Genomic DNA, 23,538 nt, shown 5'->3' on the forward strand with positions numbered 1-23,538 from the left:
GTTAAGCACGCCGCCAGCGTTCGTCCTGAGCCAGGATCAAACTCTCCAAACAATGTCTACCGTTTGGATTGTGAATCCAAGCAATTTCCGTCAATAAATGACGGGGATATGCATGTGTATCTCATGCACTGGCTTTTAACACACTGTTGAGTTCTCAAGAAACGGACGCGTACATCTTCGCTCAAGTCTCTCGACCTTCGCTCGGAGGCGTGCCTCGCGTTTTCCTAAAATTTACCGAGCTTGTTGATTTCCGTCAAATCCGGAGATTTGTTGGAAACTGCTCAGACTTGCTTAGGATGGTGCACCCCGGTCGTCCCGGGGCAACCCTCGTAACTTACCGTGTCATCCAGAGCCTGTCGAATCAACCGATTTTTCGGTGATCTCCGTGCGCCAGACGACGACCCGAACTCCGAGCGCGCCGAAGCGGCTCTGCCGAGTGGCTCGTCATTTCAAAGGGCTTGCGCGGGGGCCCGTCCGCCTGATCGGCGTCCGGCTCACTCCCGGCGCGAACTGAAAGACTAGGTCGCAATCCGCGACACGTCAAATCGCCTCGCCAGGGGGCGTGTCGCGGACGATCCCCGCCGCGCGGCGCGAGCCATGTCCCGGCCCTCCCGGTGGCACAGCCCGACGGCCTCTTGCTGTCACAGTTCCAGGGTGGCGCGGGCGATCGCTTCGGCGCTCCGGGCCAGCAGGCTGCGCAGTTGCTCCCGCTCCTCCGCGCTGAACTCACCCGCGATCGCGCGTTCGATCACCACGGCGCGCTCGTCCGCCGCCTTCAGCGCCGCACGCCCGGCCTCGGTCAGCCGGGTCTCCAGGACGTTTCGATGCCATGGGTGCGGGGAGCGTTCGATGAAGCCGCGTTCCTCTAGGTTCTTGAGCACGACGGTCATGGCCTGGGGCGTGACCAGGCACGCCCTGGCCAGCGCCGCGCCCGAGATACCGGGGTTGTCGGCCAGGGCGAACAGCGTCGCGTACTGGGGCACGGTCAGCCCTGCCGGCCGGACGGCGGCCTGTTTGGCCGCGATCAGGGTCTGCTCCGCACGCTTGATGTCCAGGCCGAGGCGTTCGTCCGCAGGCATCCCCATGTCGTAAATAGTACAACATTGATGGTTATCAAAGCTTTGATAACCTGGCGCGTATCTACGCCTTGGAGGAGAGACGTGATCATTCCCGACAGCCACTTGGACCTGCTGAAGCGCCCGCTGTTCGCCCATCTGGCGACGATCGGGGCCGACGGGACGCCCAACGTGAACCCGGTCTGGACGATCTGGGACGGTGAGCACCTGCGCTTCACGACCACGATGGATCGCTTCAAGTACCGGAACGTCAAGCAGCATCCGCAGGTGGCGGTCTCCATCAACGACCCTGAGCAGCCGTATCGCTATCTGGAGATCCGCGGCGTGGTCGAGCGGCTGGAGCCCGACCCTTCGGGGGACTTCTTTGACGTGCTGGCCAACCGGTACGGCCTGGAGTATGAGCGGCCGGTTGGGGATGCCGAGCGGCGGGTGGTGATCGTTGTGAAGCCGACACGCGTCACCCGGCAATGATTGTCGGGGCGGCCCTGGCGACGCTCGGGGGATCCGCTCGGGGAGCGAGATCGCTGTGGCTGGGGGCGTGGGTGGCGGGGGACGGCCTCTCATAGGCATCCCCAGGCGTCCGTCGCAGGTTCCTGGTGTCCGTGCCGGTGCCCGTGGTCGTGGGGTAGCGCGGGGTGGCCCGGACTGGTGGCGGTGGCCGTGCCGGTGGTGGTAGTGGCCGTGGAGTGGCTGGTGCCAGTGGTGGTGGCCGTGGCCGTGAGATGGCCGGGCTTTGGGCTCGTGAGTCGGCCGCAGTGCATAAGGGGCGAACGCGAATACTCCCGACCTTCCCCCCGCGTATCCTGCCCCGGTGACCACTGCCGCCACGCTAGCTCCCCCCGCCCGTCCCGCCGAACGCCTCCGTACAGCCACCCCATGGTGGATGTCCTTGCTCGCCGGCATCGCGGCATTCACAGGTACGGGGTCCGCCACCCTGAACGGCGACGAGCTGGCCACCATCAGCGCCGCTTCCCGTTCGCTGGCCGGGATGTGGGAGCTGGCCCGGCACATCGACGGCCATTTCCTCCCGTACTACCTGTTCATGCACCTCTGGATGAAGGCAGGTACGGCGGAGTTGTGGCTGCGGCTGCCGTCGGCGGTGGGGATCGGCGTGGCCGCCTGGTTCCTGGTCGATCTGGGGCGGCGGTTGCACAGCACGCGGGCCGGGGTGATCGCGGCCGCTGTCTTCGCGATCCTGCCTTCGGTGTCCTACTTCGGGGCGTTCGCCAGGTCGTACGCGTTCGCGGCGGCCGCGGTGGTGTTCTCGTTCTGGGCGCTGCACCGGGCCGTGGAGCGCTCCGAGGTCAGGCGGTGGGTGGTGTACGGGGTCGCGGTGGCCCTCGTGTGCTCCACTCACCTGTTCGCGGTGCTGGTGCTGCCCGCCCAACTGCTGCTGGTGCGCCGGGGCCGGGTGGTGCCGATGCTGGCGGCGATGGCCGTCGGGTGTGTGCCCGCCGCGGTGCTGGGGCTGGTGGGGTTCGGGGAGCGGCATGCGATCAGCTGGATCCCGCAGCGGGGGGCGGAGGTGTGGCTGAAGTTCCCGAAGATGGCGGCGGGGGCGACCGGGCTGGGCGTGATGTTGTTCGCCCTGGCGCTGGCCGGTGCGGTGCTGCTGTGGAAGGCGGCGCCACGTGGGGTCGAGGAACCCGGCGGAACCGGAGCCGGGGCCGGAGAAACCGGCAGGGCCAGGGCCGGGGAAACCGGCGGAGCCGGGGTGACCGGGGGCAGGGTGTGGGTGTTCGTGGTGGTCGGGTGGCTGGTGTTGCCTCCGGTGCTGCTGCTCGCCGTGTCGCAGCTCGTGACCCCCGTCTACGTGGACCGGTACCTGTTCGTGACCGCCCCCGCGCTGGCACTGCTGGCGGGGCTCGCCGTGGCGGCCCTGCCCCGGTTCCAGGTGGTGGCCGCGGTCGTGGTGGTGCTGCTCGGGTGCGCGCTGTCCGTTCAGGAGCACGTCACGGTGCGCGAGGAGAACGGCCGTTTCGAGAACATCCCCTGGGCGTTGCGCGTGATCAAGGCCGAGCCCGACGACGCGATCGTGTACGGCCAGAGCCAGCTCCGCACGGGATTCGAGTACTACACGGACTCTTTGATGCCGGTCGACGTGCTCAAGACCGGGGAAGCGCCCTTGCCCGACGGGTTCGGGTATCCGGAGCGGCCCGACGCGGCGGCCGCGCTGGACGGGCGTGAGCGGGTGTGGGTGGTGTGGCGCGGGAGCAAGCAGTCGGGCCTCGACGGTGACGCGGTCCCGCGGGTCGCCGAGGTGGTGAAGGCGGGGTTCAAGCTGAGCCTGGCCAAGCACTCCGCCGATCTGCCGGGGCTGACGGTGGCGCTGTTCGTCCGCCGCTGACCCACCGCACGGAGTCCGCCACTGACCCACCGCACGAAGACCTCACGGAGTACGCGGTCGGCGTACCACATGGAAGCGGGCCCCTCCCCGGACGGGGAAGAGCCCGCGAAGGTCACGCGAAGGTCAGCCGACCTCGACGCCGCCGATCGACTTCTTGCCGCGCCGGAGCACCATGAAGCGCCCGTGCAGCAGGTCCTCGGAGCCGGGAACGTACGCCTCGTCGGTGATCTTGACGTTGTTGAGGTACGCCCCGCCCTCCTTCACCGCCCGCCTGGCCGCCGACTTCGACTCCACCAGGCCGCTGTCGGCCAGGAGGTCCACGAACGGCGTCCCGAGCGCGGGGACCGTGGCCTTCGGCACCTCGGCCAGCGCCGCCCCCAGCGTGGAGGCGGGCAGGTCCTCCAGCTCGCCCTGTCCGAAGAGCGCCTTCGAGGCCGCCACGACCGCGTCGAGCTCCTGCTTACCGTGGAGCAGCTCGGTGAGGTCCTCGGCGAGCGTCCGCTGCGCCTCCCGGGCGAAGGGGCGTTCGGCGACGGCCTTCTCCAGGGCCTCGATCTCCTCGCGGGTCTTGAAGGTGAAGACCTTGAGGTAGTGGATCACGTCACGGTCGTCGGAGTTGAGGAAGTACTGGTAGAAGGCGTAGGGCGAGGTCATCTCCGGGTCGAGCCAGAGGGCGCCGCCCGCCGTCTTGCCGAACTTGGTGCCGTCGGCCTTCGTGATCAGCGGCAGGGTGAGCGCGTGGACGTGCCCGCCCTCGATGCGGCGGATGAGGTCGGCGCCCGCCGTGATGTTGCCCCACTGGTCGCTGCCGCCGATCTGCAGCGTGCAGTTGTGGCGGCGGAACAGCTCCAGGTAGTCGTTGGCCTGCAGGATCTGGTAGCTGAACTCGGTGTAGCTCAGCCCCTCCCCCTGCAGCCGCGCGGAGACCGACTCCCTGGCGAGCATGCGGTTGACCGGGAAGTGCTTGCCGATGTCGCGCAGGAAGTCGATGGCGCTCAACTCGCCGGTCCAGTCGAGGTTGCTGACCAGCTGGGCGGCGTTCGGCTGGACCTCGAAGTCGAGGAAACGTCCGACCTGGCCGCGCAGGCGCTCCACCCACTCCGCGACGACCTCGGAGGCGTTGAGCGAGCGCTCGGTGTTGCGCCCGCTCGGGTCGCCGATCAGGCCGGTGGCACCGCCGACCAGGCCGATCGGGCGGTGCCCGGCGAGCTGGAGGCGACGCAGCGTGAGCAGCGGCACGAAGTGGCCGACGTGCAAGGAGGCAGCGGTGGGGTCAAAACCGGAATAGACCGTGATCGGGCCCTTGGCCATGGACGCGCGCAGGGCGTCGAGGTCGGTGGACTGGGCGATAAGCCCTCGCCACGCGAGGTCATCGAGAATGTCGGTCACGGTGCCGGCTTTCCGTAGAGACGTTGGACGTTGAATAGTGCAAGCGTGCCCGATCGCCCGGGTTCACCGCCACTTGGATACGCTCTGTCTCCATGTGGAGGGTCCGTCGCGAGCTGGCTGTTTTCAAGATTTTAGGGGCTCTTGCGTGTGCTGGGCTCGCCGTCTACTGGTGGGTCGCCGGCGATGTCCGCGGTGTGATCCTGGCCGTGCCGGCAGCCGTGCTGGTAGGCGGGATGGGGCTGCGCGATCTGATCGCCCCCGTACGGCTGGCGGCCGATCAGAGCGGGATCACCGTGGTGCACGGGTTCGCGGGCAAACGGCACGTGCCCTGGGAGGCGATCCGGGACGTCAAGGTCGACGTGAGCAGGCGGTGGGGGCGGCGGAGCGAGCTCCTGGAGATCGACACCGGCGACAACCTGCACATTTTCAGCCGTCACGACCTCGATGCCCCTCCCACCGAGGTGGCCGCGGCGTTGCGGCGGCGGGGCACGTGAGCGCGGTAGGGCGACACGGTCGGGTCGCCGTCGATCCAGAACCGCCACGGCGTGTCCTTGGCGGTCGAGATGCCGGTACGCGGGCCTGACCTGATCGACCCCGCCTCTGCCGGGCGGCCCTCCAGCATGGCCGCGGCTCCATGCGGGACTCCGGTCAGCCGGCGGTCGGCCGCGAAAGAGGCATCCGCGATCGCGTCGAGGCCGTTGTGCTCGCGGAGCAGGCCGAGTGCGACGGCCAGCCTTGCCGGGCCGCGCGCGAGGTCCCGGTCGGGAATCACCCGGCCGCTCGTAGCCACGCCGTTGCCCGTGGAGGTGCGCCGGGCGCGGGCCTCGTCGATGCCCGCCACCACCTCGCCCCCGCGCAGCAGCACGGCCGAGCCGAAGCCCTCGGGCAGGCAGACCAGGTTCGCGCAGAAGTGCATGCCGTACGTGAAGTACACGTACAGGTGCCCCGGCGGGCCGAACATGACCGCGTTACGCGGCGTCTTGCCCCGATAGGTGTGCGCCGCCGGGTCCTCGCCGGGGCCGCCGTACGCCTCGACCTCGGTCAGGCGCACGGCGACGGGGCCGTGCACGAGCACGCGCCCGAGCAGTTCGGGCGCGACCTCGTGCGACGGCCGGTCGAAGAAACCCCGCGGCAGCGCGGCGGAGCTCAGATCCCCGCTGCCCATGCCGCCTGTGCGTCGACCGCCTCCCGCAGCGCGACGAGCTGGTCGCGGACGCGGTCGGGCGCGGTGCCGCCGTGGGCCTTGCGCGCGGCCAGGGCGCCGGGCACGTTGAGCACGTCGCGGACGTCGGGCGTCAGGTGCGCCGACACCTTGATCAGCTCCTCGTCCGTGAGGTCGCCCAGGTCCTTGTCGTTGACCTGGCACCACACCACCAGGTGGCCGACCGCCTCGTGGGCCTCGCGGAACGGGACCCCGCGGCGGACGAGCAGCTCGGCCAGGTCGGTGGCCAGCGCGAACCCGTCGGGCGCCGAGGACTCCATGCGGGCGGTGTTGACCCGCATGGTCGCGACCAGCCCGGCCACCGCCGGCAGGACCAGGAGCAGCGTGTCGACCGCGTCGAAGACGGGCTCCTTGTCCTCCTGAAGGTCGCGGTTGTAGGTCAGCGGCAGGCCCTTGAGCGTGGTCAGCAGCGACATCAGGTTGCCGATGAGGCGTCCGGACTTGCCGCGGGCCAGCTCGGCGACGTCGGGGTTCTTCTTCTGGGGCATGATCGACGAGCCGGTGGAGTAGGCGTCGTCCATCTCGATCCAGCGGAACTCCTGCGAGGCCCACAGGACGATCTCCTCGCCCAGCCGCGACAGGTGCACGCCGATCATGGCCGCGTCGAACAGGAACTCCGCCGCGAAGTCACGGTCGGAGACGGCGTCCATCGAGTTGGGCGCGGCGGCCGCGAAGCCGAGTTCCTCAGCCACGGCCTGCGGGTCGAGCGGCAGCGACGAGCCCGCCAGCGCGCCGGCGCCGAGCGGGGAGATCGCGGCGCGCTTGTCCCAGTCGGTGAGCCGGTCGACGTCGCGGGCGAAGGCGTGCACGTGGGCCAGGAGCTGGTGGCCGAACGACACCGGCTGCGCGTGCTGCAGGTGCGTCATGCCGGGCGCGGCGGTCTCGGCGTGTTGCTCCGCCTGGGCCATGAGCGCCGTCTCCAGCTCGACCAGGCGGGAGACGACCGTGCGTGCGTGATCGCGCAGATAGAGGCGCAGGTCGGTGGCGATCTGGTCGTTGCGCGAGCGCCCCGCGCGGAGCTTGCCGCCCAGCGAGCCGAGCCGCTCCAGCAGGCCGCGCTCCAGCGCCGTGTGCACGTCCTCGTCGGCGACCGTCGGCCGGAACTCGCCCGCCTTGCAGGCGCGCTCCAGGTCGTCGAGCGCGCCGATCATGCGCTCGAGCTCCTCGTCGCTCAGCAGCTCCGCCCTGTGCAGCACGCGGGCGTGCGCCCTGGACGCGGCCAGGTCGTACGGCACGAGCCGCCAGTCGAAGTGCACGCTCACCGACAGCCGGGCCAGCGCGTCGGACGGGCCGCTCTCGAAGCGCCCACCCCACAGCCGCATCGGCTTGCCATCACTCACCGTTGTCTCCTTCGTGACCATGTCCATGGTCGCACCCGCTTCGGGCCTCGTCGGCATCGTTCCTCGTTCTCTCGCCCCGAGCTCCTGTGCTCCGGCGCGACCATAGTGCACGTCAGCCCTTCTTGGCGTCCCGTGCGGCGGCGATCTTAGTAGGGAGGGAGAACAGCTGGACGAACCCTTTGGCCAGCGACTGGTCGAACGTGTCGCCGGTGTCGTAGGTGGCCAGCGAGAAATCGTACAGAGAATCCTCCGAGCGGCGACCGGTGACAGTGGCCCGGCCGCCGTGCAGCGTCATGCGGATGTCGCCGGAGACGTGCTTCTGCGCCTCGGCGATGAGCGCGTCGAGGGCGCTCTTGAGCGGCGAGAACCACAGGCCGTCGTAGACGAGCTCGCCCCACCGCTGGTCCACGCCGCGCTTGAAGCGGGCGAGGTCGCGTTCGACGGTGACGTTCTCCAGCTCCATGTGCGCGGTGATGAGGGCGACGGCGCCGGGCGCCTCGTACACCTCGCGCGACTTGATGCCGACCAGGCGGTCCTCGACCAGGTCGATCCGGCCGACGCCGTGCGCGCCCGCGCGCCGGTTCAGCTCGTCGATGACCTGGTACGGCGTCAGCGCCCGCCCGTCGATCCCGACCGGAACGCCCTGCTCGAACGTGATGACGACCTCGTCGGCCTCGCGCGGCCGGGCCGGGTCGTCGGTGTAGGAGTAGACGTCCTCGGTGGGGCCGTTCCAGATGTCCTCGAGGAAACCGGTCTCGACGGCGCGGCCCCAGAGGTTCTGGTCGATGGAGAACGGGTTCTTCTTCGACGTCTCGATGGGCAGGCCCCTGGCTTCGGCGTACTCGATGGCCTTGTCGCGCGTCCAGGCGAAGTCGCGGGCGGGCGCGACGACCCTGAGGTCCGGGGCGAGGGCGGCCAGGCCGGCCTCGAAGCGGACCTGGTCGTTGCCCTTGCCGGTGCAGCCGTGCGAGACGATCGTGCCGCCGAACCGCTTGGCCGCCGAGACCAGGTGCTTGACGATCAGCGGGCGCGACAGCGAGGAGACCAGCGGGTAGCGGTCCATGTAGAGGGCGTTGGCCTGCAGCGCGGGTACGCAGAAGTCGGCGGCGAACTCCTCCTTGGCGTCCACCACGACCGACTCGACCGCGCCGCAGTCGACGGCCCGCTGCTGGATCGCCGCCATGTCCTCGCCGCCCTGGCCGAGGTCCACGGCGACGCAGACGACCTCGGCGCCCATCTTCTCGGCGAGGTACGGGATGGCGACCGAGGTGTCCAGGCCGCCGGAATACGCGAGTACTACCCTTTCGGACATTACATATCTCCGGATATCAGATCTTGGCCACGTGGCGGGCTAGCCGCGCCGGTCGGCCACTCTCAGCAGCGCGTCCGCGACGGCCTGGCCGCCTGCCGGATCGCGGCTGATCACGAGGATCGTGTCGTCGCCCGCGACCGTGCCGAGGATCGACTCCCAGTCGGCGTGGTCGATGGCGGAGGCCAGGAACTGGGCCGCGCCCGGCGGCGTCCGTACGATGACCAGGTTGGCCGACGCCTCGGCGCCGACCAGCAGTTCCTCGGCGATGCGGTGCAGTCGCGCGGCCGGGCTCTCGCCGGTGCCCAGCCGGGTGAGCGGGATCCGTGCCCCGCCCTCACCGGGCAGGGCGTAGACCAGGGATCCGTCATCGGCGCGCAGCTTGAGCGCGCCGAGCTCGTCGAGGTCACGCGAGAGCGTGGCCTGGGTGACCTCGACGCCGCTCTCGGCCAGCAGCTTGGCCAGCTCCGGCTGGGAGCGTACGGCCTGCCGCTGCAGCAGGTCGGTGATCTTGGCCTGCCGCGCCGCCTTGGTCATGGGAATCATCATCGATGGGACACCAGCCAGTGGAGGAGCGCCTTCTGGGCGTGCAGCCGGTTCTCCGCCTGGTCCCACACCGCGCTCTGCGGGCCTTCGAGGACCTTGGCGGTGATCTCGTAGTCGCGGTAGGCGGGCAGGCAGTGCAGCACGATCGCGTCGGGCGCGGCGTGCTCCAGCAGCTCGGAGTTCACCTGGTACGGCATGAGCGCGGCGATCCGCTCCTCCTTGCCGTCCTGGCCCATCGACACCCACGTGTCGGTCGCGATCACGTGCGCGCCCTGGGCGGCGGCCACCGGGTCGGACAGCGCGATCACCGAACCGCCCGTCCTGGCGGCGATGGCGGCGGCCTGGTCGAGGATGACCGCGTCGGGCTGGTAGCCGGCCGGGGCCGCGATGCGCACGTGCATGCCGGCGGTGGCCCCGCCGAGCAGGTAGGAGTGGGCCATGTTGTTGGCGCCGTCGCCCAGGTAGGTGAGCGTGACCCCGGCGGTCCGGCCCAGCCTCTCCTGGACGGTCTGCAGGTCGGCCAGGATCTGGCAGGGGTGGAACTCGTCGGTGAGCGCGTTGACGACCGGCACCCGGGAGTGGGCGGCCATCTCGTCGATGAGCTCCTGCCCGGTGGTCCGCCACACGATGGCGGCGACCTGCCGGTCGAGCACCCGGGCGATGTCGGCGGTGGGCTCGCCGCGGCCCATGAGGACCGAGACGTTGTCCACGACCAGCGGCAGGCCGCCGAGCTCGCCGATGCCGGTGTGGAAGGAGACGCGCGTGCGGGCCGACGGCTTGTCGAACAGGACCGCGACCGTCTGCGGGCCCTCGAACGGGCGGTAGCCGAACCGGTCCTTCTTCATGGCCGCGGCGAGGTCGAGCACCTCCGCCTGCTCGGCCGGCGTCAGGTCGTCGTCCCTCAGGAAGTGCCTGGTCACTTGGCCGCCTCCGCGAGAATCGCCGGGTACGTGGCCAGGAACTTGTCGATCTCCTCCGCCGTGACCACCAGCGGCGGCGCGATGCGTACGGCGTCCGGCTGGAGGGCGTTGACCAGGAAGCCGGCGCTCTGGGCGGCGCTCTGGACCTCGGCCGAGCGGGGCTCGCTCAGCACGGTGGCCAGCCAGAGGCCCCGCCCGCGCACCCCCTTCAGCAGCGGGTGCCGCATCGACTCCAGGCCGGAGCGCAGCCGCGCGGAGGCCGACTTGACGTGGTCGAGATCGAGGTTGTCGAGCACGGCCAGGGCCGCGGCGCAGGCGACCGGGTTGCCGCCGAACGTGGAGCCGTGGTCGCCCTTGGCGAACAGCTTGCCCGCGTCGCCGAACCCGATGCACGCGCCGATCGGCAGCCCGCCGCCCAGGCCCTTGGCCAGGGTCAGGATGTCGGGCGTGACGCCGTCGGCCTGGTGCGCGAACCAGTGGCCGGTGCGGCCGATCGCGGACTGGATCTCGTCGGCGACCAGGAGCGCGCCCGTGGAGTCGCAGATCTCGCGGGCCGCCTCGAAGTAGCCCTCGGGCGGCGGCACGACGCCGGCCTCGCCCTGGGTGGGCTCCAGGAAGACCGCGATGCAGTCGCCGGTCACGGCCTCCTTGAGCGCGGTGGCGTCGCCGTACGGGACGAAGCGGACATCGACCGGGAACGGGCCGAACTGGTCGCGGATCGACGGCTTGCCGGTCAGCGACAGCGCGCCGATCGTGCGGCCGTGGAAGCCGTTCTCGGCGGCGACGAAGTAGGAGCGGCCCTCGCGCTTGCCGTACTTGACGGCGAGCTTGTAGGCGGCCTCGTTGGCCTCGGTTCCGGAGTTGGCGAAGAAGACCTTGCCCGGGGCGTTGAGCAGGGTGAGGAGCTTCTCGGCGAGCAGCACCTCGGGCTCGTGCAGGAACAGGTTGCTGGTGTGCGCGATCGTGGCGACCTGCTTGGAGACGGCCTCGACCAGGGCGGGGTGGGCGTGACCGAGCGAGCTGGTCGCGATGCCGCCGATGAAGTCGAGGTATTCGTTGCCGTCCACGTCCCAGACGCGAGTGCCCTCGCCTCGTGCCAGCGCCACCGGCGGCACGCCGTAGTTGGGCATGAAGGCCGTCTCGAACCTCTTGTACAGGCTCATCAGGGCATCACCATCGTTCCGATTCCCTCATTGGTGAATATTTCCAGCAGCAGTGAGTGCGGCACGCGGCCGTCGAGCACGTGAGCCTGCGGGACGCCGCCCTGGACCGCGGTCAGGCAGGCCTCCATCTTGGGGACCATGCCGCTGGACAGCGTCGGCATCAGCGTCTCGAGCTCGTCGGCGTCGAGCTGGTCGATCACGTCGGTGTCGTCGGGCCAGTTGGCGTACAGGCCCTCGACGTCGGTGAGGACGATCAGCTTCTGCGCCTCGAGCGCCACGGCCAGCGCGGCCGCGGCGGTGTCGGCGTTCACGTTGTAGATCTGCCCGTCGTCCCCGCGCGCCACGCTGGAGATGACCGGGATGCGGCCGTTGTCGATCAGGGCCCGCACCGCGCCCGGCTCGACCTTGATGATCTCGCCGACCTGGCCGATGTCCACCGGCTCGCCGTCCACGATCGCGTGCTTGCGCACGGCCGTGAACAGGTGGGCGTCCTCGCCGGACATGCCGACGGCGAACGGGCCGTGCCGGTTGACCAGGCCCACGATGTCGCGGTTGACCTGGCCGACCAGGACCATCCTGACGACCTCCATGGCCTCCGGCGTGGTGACCCGCAGCCCGGCGGTGAACGTCGACTCGATGCCCAGCCTGGCGAGCGCGCTGCTGATCTGCGGGCCGCCGCCGTGCACCACGACCGGGCGCAGGCCCGCGTGCTGCAGGAAGACGACGTCCTCGGCGAAGCCCGCCTTGAGCGACTCGTCGGTCATGGCGTTGCCGCCGTACTTGATGACGACGGTCGCGCCGTGGAAGCGGGTCAGCCAGGGCAGCGCCTCGATCAGCGACTCGGCCTTGGCCTGCGCGCTGAGGGACCTCACGAGGAGTACGCCGAGTTCTCGTGGACGTATTCGGCCGTCAGGTCCGTGGTGTGCACCGTCGCGGTGTGCGGGCCGGCCGACAGGTCGATCGTGATCGTCACGTCCCTGGGGCGCATGTCCACCTTGGAGCGGTCGTCGCCGACCGCGCCGCCGCGGCAGATCCAGATGCCGTTGATGGCCACGTTCAGGCGGTCGGGCTCGAACACCGCGTCGGTGGTGCCGACGGCGGCCAGGACGCGGCCCCAGTTGGGGTCCTCGCCGTGGATGGCGCACTTGAGCAGGTTGGAACGCGAGACCGCGCGGCCGACCTTGACCGCGTCGGCCTCCGAGTCGGCGCCGACGACCTCGATGGCGATGGCCTTGGAGGCGCCCTCGGCGTCGACCAGGAGCTGCCTGGCCAGGTCGGCGCAGACCTCGTGGACCTTCTGCTCGAACTCGGCGAGGTCCGGCTTGACACCGGCGGCGCCGCTGGACAGCAGGAGCACGGTGTCGTTGGTGGACATGCAGCCGTCGGTGTCGAGGCGGTCGAACGTCCTGGCCGTGGCCTTGCGCAGCGCGGCGTCGAGCTCCTCGACGGTGAGGTCGGCGTCCGTGGTGATCACGCACAGCATCGTGGCCAGGGAGGGGGCGAGCATGCCCGCGCCCTTGGCCATGCCGCCGACCATGTATCCGCTGCCCCGCCGGAACGAGATCTTGGAGACGGTGTCCGTGGTGCGGATGGCGTCGGCGGCGGCCAGGCCGCCGTCGCGGGAGAGCTGGCCGGCGGCGGTCTCGACGCCTCCCAGCAGCGCGTCCATCGGCAGCCGCTCGCCGATCAGGCCGGTGGAGCAGACCGCGACCTCGCCCGCGGAGTCCTGGAGCACCTCGGCCACCTTCTCGGCGGTGGCGTGGGTGTCCTGGAAGCCCTCGGGGCCGGTGCAGGCGTTGGCGCCGCCGGAGTTGAGCACGACCGCTCGCAGCCGCCCGCCGGACAGAACCTGCTGCGACCACAGCACAGGGGCGGCCTTCACGCGGTTGGCGGTGAAGACGCCCGCGGCGGCCCTGCTGGGCCCGTCGTTGACGACGAGGGCCAGGTCACGGGCGCCGCCGGACTTGATCCCGGCGGCGATGCCCGCGGCCCGAAAACCGAGTGGTGCAGTTACGCTCAAGGTGCGACTCCTGTCAGGGGAAGGCCGAGCTCTTCTGGGAGGCCGAGTGCGAGGTTCACGCTCTGGACGGCACCTCCGGCTGTGCCCTTGGTGAGGTTGTCGATGGCGATGACGGCGACCACGCGGCCCGCGCGTTCGTCGAGCGTCACCTGCAGGGCGGCGGTGTTGGCGCCGTAGGTCATGGAGGTGGCCGGCCACGTGCCCTCGGGCAGGAGCTTGACGAACGGCTCCTCCTTCAGCGCGATCTCGTACGCCGTCCGCAGCGCCTCCTTGGTGAGGCCGGGCGCGGCCGGGGCGCTGCAGGTGGCGAGGATGCCGCGGCTCATGGGCGCCAGCGTCGGGGTGAAAGAGACGCGGACCGGGGCGCCGGCGACGGCCGACAGGCCCTGCTCCATCTCGGGAGTGTGCCGGTGGACGCCGCCCACGCCGTACGCGCTGACCGAGCCCATGACCTCGCTGCCGAGCAGGTTGGGCTTGAGCGACTTGCCGGCGCCGCTGGTGCCGCTGGCGGCCACCACGACCACGTCCGGCTCGGCCAGGCCCGCGGCGAACGCGGGCGACAGGGCCAGCAGGACGGACGTCGGGTAGCAGCCGGGGACCGCGATGCGGGTGGCCGACCGCAGGACCTCCCGCTGGCCGGGCAGCTCGGGCAGGCCGTAGGGCCAGGATCCGGCGTGCTCGCCGCCGTAGAACTCCTGCCAGGCGGCCGGGTCGGTGAGCCGGTGGTCGGCGCCGCAGTCGACGACGATCGTCTCCGTGCCGAGCTGGGCGGCGACGGCGGCCGAGTGGCCGTGCGGCAGTGCGAGGAAGACGACGTCATGCCCGGCCAGCGTGTCGGCGACGGTGTCCTCGATGATCCGGTCGGCCAGTTGCGGCAGGTGAGGCTGGTGGGCGCCCAGGTGGTTGCCCGCACTGGACGCCGCGGTGAGCGCGCCGATCTCGAACTCGGGGTGCCCGAGCAGGAGGCGGAGCAACTCTCCTCCCGCGTAGCCGCTGGCCCCCGCGACCGCTGCCCTCATTCCGCCCTCTCTCCTGCATATTCATGCATCATTGCTCATGACCTTACTGTGAAGATAATGCACTTCACGGGATGGACATGCAAGCTGGAGGCGTCCAGATGACCACATGGTGAGACGGTGAGTGTTCCCAGTGGGCTGCAGGTGAATGCCAAGCCGGGGCGGCGACGATGGGGCACATGAGCGACTTCATGCCCGATATCCAGTTCGTCACCCCTGGTGGGAGGGATCCGGGGCGGCTCGGGCGGATCGTCCTCGTGCTGCTCTGGCTGACGGTGTGCCTGGCGCCGGTGGCGTTCGCGATCGGCGATCTGGAGCTGGCCACAGGGCGGGCCGGCACGCCGGGGACGCTGCGGGTGGCCTCGTGCGAGGCGCTGGGCCAGGGTCGCTACGACTGCCAGGGGATCTTCACTCCCGACTCCGGCGGCAGCGCCGTGGCGGTGGACGCCTCGCCGGACTCCGAGGCGGGCGACATGACGCGGGCCCAGCTCACGCCGGAAGGCGACCGCGCGGTCCCGGCCGGGACGAAGGGGGTCCTGGCGGCCTTGACGTTGCCGGCGGTCGGGTTCGGAGGGCTGGGGTTCCTGCCGTACGTGATCATGTACTGGGCGGGCGCGCGCAGGGGGCGGCGGGCCGCCGTGGCCGGGGGTTTCCTGGTCACGGCGGCCGGAATGGCGCTGACGGTGATCGGGATGGTGGCGGCCTACTCCTGAGCGGTCAGCGCAGGAAGGCGGCGGCCACGCCCGCGTCCACCGGGATGTGCAGGCCCGTGGTGTGGGTGAGGTCGTTGCCGGTGAGGGCGAAGACGGCGGCGGCCACGTGCTCGGGCAGGACCTCGCGCTTGAGCAGGGTCCGCTGGGCGTAGAACTCGCCGAGCTTCTCCTCCTCCACGCCGTAGACGGCCGCGCGGTTGGCGCCCCAGCCGGAGGCGAAGATGCCGGAGCCGCGTACGACGCCGTCGGGGTTGATCCCGTTGACGCGGATGCCGTGCGTGCCCAGCTCGGCCGCCAGCAGCCGGACCTGGTGCGCCTGGTCGGCCTTGGCCGCGCCGTAGGCGACATTGTTCGGGCCGGCGAAGACGGCGTTCTTGGAGGAGATGTAGACGATGTCGCCGCCCAGCCCCTGGTCGATCAGGACCCGGGCCGTCTCGCGCGCCACCAGGAACGAGCCCCTGGCCATCACGTCGTGCTGCAGGTCCCAGTCGTCGAGGGTGGTCTCCAGCAGCGCGCGGGACAGCGACAGGCCGGCGTTGTTGACGACCAGGTCCACGCCGCCGAAGGCCAGCACGCCCGCGCGTACCGCCGCGGCGACCTGCTCCTCCGAGGTGACGTCCACGGCGACCGCCACCGCGACGTCGGACACCCGGTACGCGGCCGCGCCGATCTCGGCGGCGACCTTCTCCGCGGCGGCCACGTCGCGGTCGGCGACCACCACGCAGGCGCCCTCGGCGGCCAGGCGGCGGGCGGTGGCCGCGCCGATGCCCGAGCCGCCGCCGGTCACCAGCGCGACGCGGGTGGCCAGGGGCTTCGGCTTGGGCATGCGGCGGAGCTTGGCCTCCTCCAGCTCCCAGTACTCGATCCGGAACTTCTCCGACTCGGGGATGGGCGCGTACGTGGAGACGGACTCGGCCCCGCGCATGACGTTGATGGCGTTGACGTAGAACTCGCCGGCCACGCGGGCGGTCTGCTTGTCCTTGCCGAACGAGAACATGCCGACGCCCGGCACCAGCACGATCGCCGGGTCCGCGCCGCGCATGGGCGGCGAGTCCGGGGTGGCGTTGCGGTCGTAGTAGGCGGTGTAGTCGGCGCGGTAGGCGGTGTGCAGCTCGCGCAGCCGTTCGACGGCCTGCTCCAGGGACGCGTCCGGCGGCAGGTCGAGCACCAGCGGCGCGACCTTGGTCCGCAGGAAGTGGTCGGGGCAGGACGTGCCCAGCGCCGCCAGGCGCGGGTGCTCGGCGCGGGAGACGAAGTCCAGCACCTCGGGCGTGTCGGTGTAGTGGCCGACGACGCGGAGGTCGGTGGAGGCCAGGCCGCGGATGTGCGGGAACAGCGCGGCGGCCCGCGCGTGCCGCTCGGCCTCCGGCAGCGTCTCGTAGATCACCGAGCCGAACGGGTCGGGGCGGCCGTGCTCGGCCAGGTACGCCTCCGCGGCGCGGATGATCTCCAGCGAGCGGGACTCGCACTCCTGCGCCGTGGCGCCCCAGGCGGTGATGCCGTGGCCGCCGAGGATGCAGCCGATGGCCTTCGGGTTGGCCTCCTTGATGGCGGCGATGTCCAGGCCGAGCTGGAAGCCGGGCCGCCGCCACGGCACCCACACCACGCGGTCGCCGAAGACGCGCCTGGTCAGCTCCTCGCCGTCGGCCGCGGTCGCGAGCGCGATCCCGGCGTCGGGGTGCAGGTGGTCGACGTGCGCGGCCTCGACCAGGCCGTGCATGGCGGTGTCGATCGACGGCGCGGCGCCGCCCTTGCCGTGCAGGCAGTAGTCGAACGCGGCGACCATCTCGTCCTCGCGCTCCACGCCCGGGTAGACGTTCACGAGCGCGCGCAGGCGGTCCAGGCGGAGCACGGCGAGCCCGGACTCCTTCAGCGTGCCCAGGTCGCCGCCCGAGCCCTTGACCCAGAGGAGTTCGACGTCCTGGCCGGTGACCGGGTCGGGCGCCGCACCCTTGGCCGAGGTGTTGCCGCCCGCGTAGTTGGTGTTGCGCGGGTCGGCGCCCAGCCGGTGCGAGCGCTCCAGCAGTTCCTTAACGACTTCCATGGTTGGTCAGGCCCCCCAGCCGGCCTGGTTGCCGCCGACACGCTCGGTGGCGATCTTCTCGAAATATCCGGACTTGGCGTACGCGGTCATCGGGTCGGGCGCCAGCCCCGACTCCTCCCGCAGCTCGGCGAGCAGCGGCCGCACGTCGGTGTTGTAGGCGTCCATGAACACGGCGTTCGCGCCCAGCACGTCGCCCTCGGACTGGGCGGCGGCCAGCGCCTCCCGGTCCACCAGCAGCGCCTTGGCGGTGGCCTCCTGGACGTTCATGACCGAGCGGATCTGACCCGGGATCTTGGGCTCGATGTTGTGGCACTGGTCGAGCATGAACGCCACGCCGGCCTCGGGGTCGAGCCCGCCGCCGCGGACCACCTCGAACATGATGCGGAACAGCTGGAACGGGTCCGCCGCCCCCACCATCAGGTCGTCGTCGGCGTAGAAGCGCGAGTTGAAGTCGAACCCGCCGAGCTTGCCCTCGCGCAGCAGGAACGCCACGATGAACTCGATGTTGGTGCCCGGCGCGTGGTGGCCGGTGTCCACCACGACCTGCGCCTTGGGGCCGAGCTTGACGCAGTGGGCGTACGCGGTGCCCCAGTCGGGCACGTCGGTGGCGTAGAAGGCGGGCTCGAAGAGCTTGTACTCCAGCAGGAAGCGCTGGCCCTCGCCGAGCCGGTCGTACACCTGCGCCAGGGACTCGGCCAGGCGGTCCTGGCGGGCCCTGATGTCGTCCTGGCCCGGGTAGTTGATGCCGTCCGAGAACCACAGCTTGAGCGTGTCGGAGCCGGTGGCGTCCATGATGTCCACGCACTCGAGCAGGTGGTCGGTGGCCTTGCGGCGCACCCGCGCGTCCGGGTTGGTGACGCTGCCCAGCATGTAGTCGTCGTCCTGGAAGACGTTGGAGTTGATGGCTCCGATCCCCACGCCCAGCTCGCGGGCGTGCCTGGCCAGGTCGGCGTAGTCGTCCACCTTGTCCCACGGGATGTGCAGGGCGACCGTGGGGGCGATCCCGGTGTAGGCGTGCACCTGGGCGGCGTCGGCGAGCTTCTCGTACGGGTCGCGCGGCACCCCCTTCTGTGCGAACACCTTGAACCGCGTGCCGCTGTTGCCGTAGGCCCAGGACGGCGTCTCGATGTGCTGCGCCCGCAGCGCGGCCTTGATGTCAGTCATTACTCCCCGATCAATCCAGGTGGAACACTTCGTCCAGCGGGTGCATGCCCTCGTCGGGCCGCCTGTCGAGGCTCTCGAAGAACGGCGCCATCTCGGCCTGCCAGCGGGCGTTGACCTCGGTCTCGGCCATGGCCTTCCTGGCCGCCTCGAAGTCCTCGGTCTCCAGGTAGCCCACGAGGAGGCCGTCGTCTTTGAGGAAGAGCGAGTAGTTGTGCCAGCCGGTACGCGCGAGCGCCTCTCGCATCTCCGGCCAGACGTCTCGGTGGCGTTCGCGGTACTCCGCCAGCCGCTCTGGGCGGACTTTCAGCAGGAAGCAGACGCGTTGCACTGACACTCCCTTCAAAACGTTTTAATCCTTCGTGCAGGAAACTATGATTCCTGGTGCTCGCTGTCAATGCGCTCCCACCCATGGACCCCGCCGGGTGATCGCGCAGCTACACTGACACGTTTTAATCCCCGGCCCGCCCGCCGCCCGGCAGCGAACCACCGGGCGGCGTGGGGTGGTCAGGTGGGGAGTTTGTCGCCGACGAGGGCCAGGTTCTGGATGGCCGCCAGCCCGTACAGTGCCGTGGTGTTGGTGGAGACCCAGGCCGCCTCGTCCGTCGGGTTGAGGGTCGTCGTGACCTTCTCCGACTTCCACGGCAGGTCCGGCGCGTAGCCGTCCCCCGTGGCGAACTCCGTCCACGCCCGGGTGGCGAGGTCGTCGCGCCGGAGCCGGACCGACGCGTACGCCGTGAGCCGGGAGTGCCCCTGCTTGAGGATGAGGTTGCCGAAGTTCGCGCCCGTCTCGGCGGCCTGCTCGGCCTTGGTGGCGTTGAACAGGCGGCAGTACTGGAGCCAGGCCCGCTCGAAGTCCGGCATGTCCACCAGGTCGATGAGCTCGGCGCAGATCTCGACCTGGCCGAACATGGCCGACAGATGGGACACCGCGACCTTGCGCGCGGCCGGGGCGAACTCGCCGGTGCTGAGGTTGTAGAGGCCCTCGCCGGTGACGAAGCCGTTGGGCATGGCGGCGATGGTGCGCATGGTGGCCTTGAGCTTCTTCTCGGCCACCGGGTCCCCGCCGCGTTCCCATTCGGTCAGCCAGGCGGCGGCCAGGCCGCTCCAGTCGGTGCCCAGCCCGATCGCGAGGGCCGACGGATCCGGCGTGTACGGCTCCGTGCGGATCTTGCGGAGCGGGTCGATGGCCAGGAACGTCTTGTCGGAGTCCACCAGGGCCCGCATGAGGTCGCCGGTGCGCTCGTCGGCGGTCAGGAAGTAGAAGATGCGCCGGTAGACCGCGGTCGAGATGCGCTGCTGCTTGGCGCTGCACCCCCAGTGCTGCACGTTGTGCCGGCTGCCGAGCCCGGCCCAGGGCCCGAGGTGGTAGACGTCCACCTCGCCGGTGTGCCGGGTCATCGCCTCGGCGAAGCGGAACACGTCGGCGCGCCCCGAGCGCAGGTACGCGTACCAGAGCCACAGGTCGGGCGACAGCTCCGAGTTGTCCCAGGCGTAACCGCCGACGTCGTAGCGCCACACGTGCCGGTCCTCGTCGAACGTGTGCATGATGTCGCCGTAGTCCCAGAACCCGTACCAGTGCCGCTGCTCGACCTGCTTGCGGTAGTAGTCGAAGAGGAAGTCGAGGCGGTCCTCGATGGTCTTCCTGCCGGGCGTCGACCGGTCGACGGGGCTGAACAGGCCGCCGAAGACCTTGGCGGAGGCCAGGTGCGCGGGCGGCGCGACGATCAGCGGCGGCGTCCGGACGGCGTCGGCCATCGCCCCGAACCGGGCGGCGTCCGGGGTGGCGGCCAGCGCCCAGAAGGTCAGCTCGCTCGTACGCGCGATCCCGAGCGGCGTGCCGAAGCCGGGCTCGTAGTCCTCGTACGTGATGTTGAGGCCCTCGATCTGCTCCGGGTAGGTGTCCTGGCCCATGCCGTCGTGGTAGAAGCGGGTGTCCATCGGCCCGGCCTCCGGCGACCAGAGCCAGACGGTGACCTCGGCCTCCTCCGACGCGGCCCCGCGGATGTCGAGCTGGGTGGGATGCCGCTGCCAGAAGTCCCGCAGGCCGAACGCGAACCCGCCGCTCGTCCCGCCCACGTACCCGAGCCCGGAGGCCCGCCGGCCCTGGTCGACGGCGACCCAGCCGTACCCCTTCTTGGTGCGCTTCTTGAGCGTGAAGCCCTCGGAGGACAGCTGGGCGAGGGAGTAGTCGCCCCAGTCGGGGATGAGCTGGACGCGGCTGCTGACCCGCGTGTCCCAGGTGGCGATGTCCGGCAGCCGCCGGCCCTCCACCTGCGCCTTCCGCACGGCCGCGCCGGGGTCGCGGCGCAGGCCCGTGATGCCCTTGACGGCCTCGGTGAGCAGGCCGTGCCCGTCGCCGACGAACCGGATGTGCCGGTTGTACGGCTCGTCCCGCATCGGGACGCGGAAGCGCACGCCGAGCCCGGCGACGAAGTCGTGCTGCCCGTCGCGGTCGAACACGAACGTGTGCGTCATCCGCACGCTCTCCGCGCCCGCGTAGAAGTAGAGCCGGATCGTGAACGGCAGCCACGAACGGCCCTTCTTGGAGGTGTGGCGGCCCTCGATCCGGACGACCGCGCGCACCGGGCCGGACTGCTCGACCTCCACCTTCGAGATGTCGCTCAGGTAGGAGTCGACCTCGACCGTACGGTCGTCATCGTCGTCGATCTTGCCCTGGCGGAGGTTGACGAGCTGCCCCTTGCGGGCGATCTCGGTCTCGCCGCGCCAGATCTGGCTGATCAGCTCGCTGCCGCTCTTGCGGACGCGGGCGCGGATCACGCCGGTGTCCACGTCCACGTACTGCTTCTCGTCCTTGACGGTGACCGGCTTGGCGGGGGCGGCGGCGGTGCCGGGCCGCAGCGTGTACGTCTCGGCCGCGGGCGTCGCGGGGCCGACCGCGTGGGCCGTCCACTTCAGGGACCCGTCCGGCCAGTACGCCAGCGGCCACGTCTGCACCGGCACGGCGGCGCCGTCGGCCGCGGTGAGCGCGAACGCCTGCTCCTTGGCCACGGCGCCCTTCGGCCACGGGACGCCCCAGGTGGTGCCGGGCGCCTCGGCGGGCCTGTCCTCCAGCCAGCGCAGGGGGACGTCGGGGACGGCCAGCGCGGCCAGCGCGGGGGACTCCAGCGCCGAGGCCAGCGGGACGGCTGCTCCGGCGACGGCTAACCCCTTCAGGGCGTCGCGGCGTGAGATCTGCTCGGACACAGGTACACCTCCAGGCGGGGAGGGGCGCGCTCGCACGCGCCCCTCAGGGGGGTTGGTCGGTGGCGCCGCTCCCTGAGGGGAAGCGCTTTCCAGAGCCATATGGCGGAACGCCCGCGGGCGCCCCGCCGTCAGGCGGAGATCACGCGGACGTCGCCGGCCGCCACCGTGACCGGGTCGCCGCCGGGCGGGGTCACGACGGCGTCCTCGCCCGTGTGGTTGACGGCGAACAGGTAGGAGCGGCCGTCCGCGTGCGAGCGTCGTACGACCTCGACCCCGGCGGGGGCGGCCGCGACGGGTTCGACGCCCGCCTCCGTCGCGACGGCGGCGATGACCTCGGCCAGGCCGTCGTCGTCGAGTCTGGTCGTGAGGTAGTGCGCGAACCCGTCACCCCACTCGTTGCGGGTCCAGGCGGGCTCTCCGGTGGCGTACGTGTCGAGGACCTTCGCGCCGGCGGCGTGCGCCACCTCGCTCCAGGCGGTCCCCGACGCGCCCGAGGTCAGCGCGATCGGCCCGTCGAGGGGGAAGAACTCCTCCACGCTCACCCCGAGCAGGTCGCGCCACGCCCCGGGGTAGCCGCCGAGCCGCACCCGGTCGTGCTCGTCCACGATCCCGCTGTACGGGCCCACGAGCGCGACCCCGCCCCGCTCCACGAACCGCGCCAGGTTGGCCGCCCCCGCGTCGCTCACCAGGTAGAGCGCGGGGACCAGCACCAGGCGGTAGCCGGTCAGGTCGCCCTCGGGGTGGGCCAGGTCGCAGGTGACGCCGGCCCGCCAGAGCGCGGCGTGCCAGCGCTTGGCCTCCTCCACCGGGTCCATGTCCACGGAGGGCTGGGCCGGGTGGTCCTGGGCCCAGACGCTGGAGTGGTCGAGGAGGATCGCGACGTCGGCGCTGACGGTGCTGCCCGCCACGTCGGCGAGCCCGGCCAGCTCGGCGCCGAGCGCGGTCACCTCCCGCCAGATCTTGGTGTCGGTGCCCGCGTGCGGCAGCATCGCCGAGTGCCACTTCTCGGCGCCGGCGCGGGAGGCCCGCCACTGGAAGTACATGATCCCGTCCGCGCCCCTGGCCAGGTGGGTCAGGGAGTTGCGGCGCAGCTCGCCGGGGGCCTTGGCGCGGTTGCGCGGCTGCCAGTTGACGGCGCTGGTCGAGTGCTCCATCAGCAGCCAGGGCCGGCCGCCGTTGAGCGAGCGGGCGTAGTCGGCGGCGAAGGCCAGGTCGATGTGCGGCTCCGCGCGGGCGCCGATCAGGTAGTGGTCGGTGGAGACCACGTCCATCTCGGCGGCGAAGGCCCAGCAGTCCATGTCCCAGTGCGCGCCCGCCATCAGGTTGGTGGTCGCGGGCACGTCCGGCGTGATCTTCCTGAGCAGGTCGCGCTCGGCGGTGTAGAGCTCGATGAGCGCGTCGGAGCTGAAGCGGCGGAAGTCGAGCTGCTGGCCGGGGTTGGGGAAGGTGGGGGTGGCGCGCGGCGGCAGGATCTGGGCCCAGTCGCCGTAGCGCTGGGACCAGAAGGCGGTGCCCCAGGCGTCGTTGAGCGCGTCGAGCGAGGCGTAGTGCGAGCGCAGCCAGGCGCGGAAGGCCGCCGCCGAGGTGTCGCAGAAGCAGCGCGCGTTGTGGCAGCCGTACTCGTTGTGCACGTGCCACAGGGCCAGCGCCTCGTGGTCCCGGTAGCGCGTGGCCAGCTGCTCGGCGATGCGAAGCGCCTTCTCGCGGTAGATCGGCGAGCTGGGGCAGAAGCCCTGCCTGCTGCCGTAGGTCAGCCGACGCCCGTCGGCGTCCACCGGCAGCGCCTCCGGGTAGGTGTCCCCGAACCAGGGCGGCGGCGCGGCGGTCGGCGTGGAGAGGTTGGCCTTGATCCCGTTCGTGGCCAGCAGGTCCATCACGCGGTCGAACCAGCCGAAGTCGAAGACTCCCTCGGCCGGCTCCAGCAGCGACCAGGAGAAGATGCCGACGCTGACCCGGTTGACGCCGGCCGCACGCATCAGCGCGACGTCCTGCTCCCACGTCTCCTCGGGCCACTGCTCTGGATTCCAGTCCCCGCCATAGGCGATGACGTCCGGCATGAAACCTG

The 23,538-nt window shown here is 70.9% G+C and carries 20 protein-coding genes; 4 read left to right on the plus strand and 16 right to left on the minus strand.

All coding sequences use genetic code 11. The features are described from left to right. Window positions 1–641: 641 nt before the first annotated feature. Window positions 642–1,085 (minus strand): MarR family transcriptional regulator, encoded by a 444-nt coding sequence (locus tag AB0J87_RS34475; protein ID WP_363971984.1) that lies wholly within the window; start codon window positions 1,083–1,085, stop codon window positions 642–644. Between the two features lie 75 nt (window positions 1,086–1,160). Here AB0J87_RS34475 and AB0J87_RS34480 point away from each other — a divergent pair, with 75 nt between their 5' ends. Both AB0J87_RS34480 and AB0J87_RS34485 read left to right on the plus strand, forming a co-directional pair. Next, window positions 1,161–1,547, plus strand: a complete 387-nt coding sequence (locus AB0J87_RS34480) for a PPOX class F420-dependent oxidoreductase (RefSeq protein ID WP_363971986.1) — start codon at window positions 1,161–1,163, stop codon at window positions 1,545–1,547. Window positions 1,548–1,959: 412 nt separating this feature from the next. After that, on the plus strand, window positions 1,960–3,423 hold the full coding sequence (locus tag AB0J87_RS34485; protein WP_363971988.1) for a glycosyltransferase family 39 protein: 1,464 nt from the start codon (window positions 1,960–1,962) through the stop codon (window positions 3,421–3,423). Between the two features lie 123 nt (window positions 3,424–3,546). On the opposite strand, the gene tyrS is transcribed toward AB0J87_RS34485, so the two are convergent. Then, on the minus strand, window positions 3,547–4,812 hold the full coding sequence (gene tyrS / locus AB0J87_RS34490; RefSeq protein ID WP_350727247.1) for a tyrosine--tRNA ligase: 1,266 nt from the start codon (window positions 4,810–4,812) through the stop codon (window positions 3,547–3,549). A gap of 206 nt (window positions 4,813–5,018) precedes the next feature. Here tyrS and AB0J87_RS34495 point away from each other — a divergent pair, with 206 nt between their 5' ends. Then, entirely contained in the window at window positions 5,019–5,306 is a 288-nt protein-coding gene (locus tag AB0J87_RS34495; protein WP_363971990.1) for a PH domain-containing protein, read from the plus strand. Here the strand turns inward: AB0J87_RS34495 and AB0J87_RS34500 are convergent. The 9 genes from AB0J87_RS34500 to argC form a co-directional block, all read right to left on the minus strand. Next, window positions 5,246–5,977, minus strand: a complete 732-nt coding sequence (locus AB0J87_RS34500) for a DNA-3-methyladenine glycosylase (RefSeq protein ID WP_363971992.1) — start codon at window positions 5,975–5,977, stop codon at window positions 5,246–5,248. The two genes, AB0J87_RS34495 and AB0J87_RS34500, sit on opposite strands and share 61 nt — an antisense overlap. After that, the gene (argH, locus tag AB0J87_RS34505) at window positions 5,959–7,395 is read right to left on the minus strand and encodes an argininosuccinate lyase (RefSeq protein WP_350727263.1); all 1,437 of its coding nucleotides are present in this window, start codon (window positions 7,393–7,395) and stop codon (window positions 5,959–5,961) included. Before argH ends, AB0J87_RS34500 begins: the two co-directional genes overlap by 19 nt. Window positions 7,396–7,486: 91 nt before the next feature. Further along, window positions 7,487–8,686, minus strand: a complete 1,200-nt coding sequence (locus AB0J87_RS34510) for an argininosuccinate synthase (RefSeq protein ID WP_363971994.1) — start codon at window positions 8,684–8,686, stop codon at window positions 7,487–7,489. A 39-nt stretch (window positions 8,687–8,725) separates the two neighbouring features. After that, window positions 8,726–9,232 carry an arginine repressor gene (locus tag AB0J87_RS34515; RefSeq protein WP_350727243.1) on the minus strand — a complete coding sequence of 169 codons (507 nt, stop codon included), beginning with the start codon at window positions 9,230–9,232 and terminating at the stop codon, window positions 8,726–8,728. Further along, on the minus strand, window positions 9,229–10,149 hold the full coding sequence (argF, locus tag AB0J87_RS34520; protein WP_363971996.1) for an ornithine carbamoyltransferase: 921 nt from the start codon (window positions 10,147–10,149) through the stop codon (window positions 9,229–9,231). The genes AB0J87_RS34515 and argF overlap by 4 nt, the downstream gene beginning before the upstream one ends. Then, window positions 10,146–11,312, minus strand: a complete 1,167-nt coding sequence (locus tag AB0J87_RS34525) for an acetylornithine transaminase (RefSeq protein WP_363971998.1) — start codon at window positions 11,310–11,312, stop codon at window positions 10,146–10,148. The genes argF and AB0J87_RS34525 overlap by 4 nt, the downstream gene beginning before the upstream one ends. Further along, entirely contained in the window at window positions 11,312–12,184 is an 873-nt protein-coding gene (gene argB / locus AB0J87_RS34530; RefSeq protein ID WP_363972000.1) for an acetylglutamate kinase, read from the minus strand. The genes AB0J87_RS34525 and argB overlap by 1 nt, the downstream gene beginning before the upstream one ends. Further along, window positions 12,181–13,332 carry a bifunctional glutamate N-acetyltransferase/amino-acid acetyltransferase ArgJ gene (gene argJ, locus AB0J87_RS34535; RefSeq protein WP_363972002.1) on the minus strand — a complete coding sequence of 384 codons (1,152 nt, stop codon included), beginning with the start codon at window positions 13,330–13,332 and terminating at the stop codon, window positions 12,181–12,183. Before argJ ends, argB begins: the two co-directional genes overlap by 4 nt. Then, window positions 13,329–14,351 carry an N-acetyl-gamma-glutamyl-phosphate reductase gene (gene argC / locus AB0J87_RS34540; RefSeq protein WP_363972004.1) on the minus strand — a complete coding sequence of 341 codons (1,023 nt, stop codon included), beginning with the start codon at window positions 14,349–14,351 and terminating at the stop codon, window positions 13,329–13,331. Before argC ends, argJ begins: the two co-directional genes overlap by 4 nt. 176 nt (window positions 14,352–14,527) lie before the next feature. Between argC and AB0J87_RS34545 the strand changes: the two genes are divergently transcribed. Next, complete coding sequence (locus tag AB0J87_RS34545; RefSeq protein ID WP_355198550.1) at window positions 14,528–15,061, plus strand: hypothetical protein; 534 nt, start codon at window positions 14,528–14,530, stop codon at window positions 15,059–15,061. A gap of 4 nt (window positions 15,062–15,065) precedes the next feature. Here AB0J87_RS34545 and AB0J87_RS34550 read toward each other — a convergent pair whose 3' ends face one another. The 5 genes from AB0J87_RS34550 to AB0J87_RS34570 form a co-directional block, all read right to left on the minus strand. Then, window positions 15,066–17,105 (minus strand): bifunctional aldolase/short-chain dehydrogenase, encoded by a 2,040-nt coding sequence (locus AB0J87_RS34550; RefSeq protein ID WP_363972006.1) that lies wholly within the window; start codon window positions 17,103–17,105, stop codon window positions 15,066–15,068. Window positions 17,106–17,111: 6 nt separating this feature from the next. Further along, complete coding sequence (gene rhaI, locus AB0J87_RS34555; protein WP_363972008.1) at window positions 17,112–18,269, minus strand: L-rhamnose isomerase; 1,158 nt, start codon at window positions 18,267–18,269, stop codon at window positions 17,112–17,114. Window positions 18,270–18,279: 10 nt separating this feature from the next. Beyond that, window positions 18,280–18,597, minus strand: a complete 318-nt coding sequence (locus tag AB0J87_RS34560; RefSeq protein ID WP_363972010.1) for an L-rhamnose mutarotase — start codon at window positions 18,595–18,597, stop codon at window positions 18,280–18,282. Window positions 18,598–18,773: 176 nt separating this feature from the next. Further along, a complete protein-coding gene (locus AB0J87_RS34565; RefSeq protein WP_363972012.1) occupies window positions 18,774–21,473 on the minus strand; it encodes a twin-arginine translocation signal domain-containing protein in 2,700 nt (899 codons plus the stop codon). Between the two features lie 128 nt (window positions 21,474–21,601). Further along, complete coding sequence (locus AB0J87_RS34570; protein ID WP_363972014.1) at window positions 21,602–23,530, minus strand: beta-galactosidase; 1,929 nt, start codon at window positions 23,528–23,530, stop codon at window positions 21,602–21,604. Window positions 23,531–23,538 lie beyond the last annotated feature (8 nt).

The organism is Nonomuraea sp. NPDC049625 (assembly GCF_040675285.1).
In the GTDB taxonomy this organism is placed as follows: domain Bacteria; phylum Actinomycetota; class Actinomycetes; order Streptosporangiales; family Streptosporangiaceae; genus Nonomuraea; species Nonomuraea angiospora_A.